This is a genomic window from Streptomyces sp. NPDC005070 (genome assembly GCF_053600395.1).
In genome coordinates this window covers 1-2,111 of the sequence record NZ_JBSFZS010000397.1, presented here as the reverse complement: position 1 = coordinate 2,111, position 2,111 = coordinate 1, and the positions used below count along the sequence as shown (strand labels likewise).

The following is a 2,111-nucleotide window of genomic DNA, read 5'->3' as shown; positions in this document are numbered from 1 at the left end:
ACGAGACGGAGACACGGCGCATCAGGCCGTCCTCGGTGATGTCGTACTGCCCGAGGCGCCACAGCGGCGGCGAGTAGGCGTGCAGGGAGACCGCGTCGTCGGTGGCGCCGGTGAGGCGGTGGATGTGGTCGGGGCCGAAGCAGAACGAGTGGCCCGCGCCGACATCGACGGACAGATGACGGCCGCCGATACGGGGGTTGGACTCGGTCAGCGCCCCCTGGACCACCCGCACGGCACCCGAGGAGATGTCGTGGTCGTGCCAGCCGGTGTCGTTCCGCCGGGTCCAGCACAGCAGCCAGAGGTCGACGTACGCGTCGCGGTGCAGCGAGACGTAGTGCCGCTCCTCGTGGGAGAAGGCGATCAGGTCCCGCCACAGCCCGGGGCGGGCGGCGAGGTCGTCGACGAGTTGCCGGAGTTCGTGCTTGTCGAGCGTGCGGTCCGGCAGGGACGAGTACGTCACGGCGGGGTTCCCTTCCAGAGGTGGTCCGCGGGGCGGCTCAGGCGCGGCCGTGCAGCAGACGGGCGGGGTTGACGGTGCGCAGGGCGTGGAGGGCGGCGTCCGCGCCCAGGTCGGGGACGACGGGCGGTGCGTAGGGCCGGTCGCTTCCGCTGACGACGCCGTCGATGCCGACGGCCCGGACGAGCGCGTCCACCGCTCGCGTGCCGTACGAGGACGTGTCGTAGAAGACGTCGAAGTCGACCTCGCCGCGGCCGCCGCCCCGCGCCGCGAGCCGTTCGCCGTGCAAGGGGGCCAGGCCGGCGAGCGCGGCGAAGCAGACACGCAGCCCCGGATGGCGGGCGCGGCCGAAAGCCCGGAACGCGAACCACGCGGCGTGGAGCTGCTGTTGATAGGGGACCAGGGTCGCCCACCAGGGTGGGGCCGCGGGAGCGGGCGGTGCCGTACCGGGGTGGACGAACAAGGGCTTGCCGAGGCGGGTGAGGACGTCCAGGAACGGAGCCTGACCGTGCCAGCCCGCCGCGTCCAGGAGCGCGGTGGCCGGGAGCTGGAGACCCACGCAGCCCCGGCGCAGTTCACGTTCCACCGCCTCGGGGTCCGGTTCGCTCAGACAGGCGGAGGCCCACACGCCGAAGGGCGCGGGAAGGGCGAGCGCCCCGTCGTGGAAGGCGCTCAGCAGGGGCAGGGCTTCCGCCGCGGGCAGGTGCTCGACGCCCAGCGGGCTGGAGAGCGAGACCAGGGCGAGGCCGAGACCGTCGGCGACGGCCAGCCGCGTCCGGGCGCCGATGTCGTGGTCGGCCGGATCCACCGCGTAGGGCGGCTCACCCTCCAGGCGCAGCGTCCAGCCGTCGAGGTGCGGCGGCGTGGTGCGCGCACGCAGCAGCTCGACGAGATCCGGTGGCCAGATGTGCTGGTGGACGTCGACGGGCATCCTGAAGTCCTTGATGAGTCCGAAGTCCTCGATGAATCCGTGTCGTTGCCGCAGGGAAGTGTCTGGTTAAGCGCTTCAGTGATGCGGTTAACTTAAGCGGTTAAGGACCTGCCGTGTCAATCACTCGCCCCTGCCGCGGGCGCGGCCCGGTAGGCTTCCCGGCATGGTCAGGCCCCAGAAGCGCACCACCCTCAGGGAGGTGGCCGAGGCCACCGGCCTCTCCACCGCCGCCGTCTCCTACGCCCTGCGCGGCAAGCAGGTCTTCAAGGAGACCGAGGAACGGGTGCGCAAGGCCGCGGCCGAACTCGGCTACGAGGCCGACCCCATCGCCCGGGCCCTCGCGAGCGGCCGCACCAGCATGGTCGGCGTGCTCGCCGGCGACCTCCAGGATCTGTGGCAGCAGCAGCTCATGGCGGCGATCGGCCGGGAGCTCCTGGCGGGCGACCGCTACGCCCTGATCCTGGACGCGGGCGGCGACCCCGACCGTGAGCTCGTCCTCGCCAAGCAACTGCGCGACCAGCGTGTCGACGCCCTCGTGGTGTCCCCGGTGAACCCCGCGGCGAAGCAGTGGTCGGCGATCGCCGACGCGCTGCCGGTCGTCGCCGTCGGCGACTCGCTGAGCCGGGCGCGCACGGCCGGACAGGGCATCCCGACACCTCCGCCACGGCGGGCACCGGCCGGCCCGGTGCCCCGAAGAAGCCGGCCGCGGACCCCAGCAGAACG

3 protein-coding genes are annotated in these 2,111 nt (G+C 72.9%); 1 reads left to right on the top strand and 2 read right to left on the bottom strand.

Annotated features, from left to right (window positions below; translation table 11 throughout):
* Together ACWEBX_RS39500 and ACWEBX_RS39495 are read right to left on the bottom strand one after the other, a co-directional pair.
* Positions 1-460, bottom strand: a 460-nt coding sequence (locus tag ACWEBX_RS39500) for a cysteine dioxygenase (protein WP_451889531.1), incomplete at its 3' end; no start/stop codon positions are given.
* Between the two features lie 37 nt (positions 461-497).
* On the bottom strand, positions 498-1,388 hold the full coding sequence (locus ACWEBX_RS39495; protein WP_451889530.1) for an amidohydrolase: 891 nt from the start codon (positions 1,386-1,388) through the stop codon (positions 498-500).
* A gap of 163 nt (positions 1,389-1,551) precedes the next feature.
* Here ACWEBX_RS39495 and ACWEBX_RS39490 point away from each other — a divergent pair.
* Positions 1,552-2,111, top strand: a 560-nt coding sequence (locus ACWEBX_RS39490; RefSeq protein ID WP_451889529.1) for a LacI family DNA-binding transcriptional regulator, incomplete at its 3' end; no start/stop codon positions are given.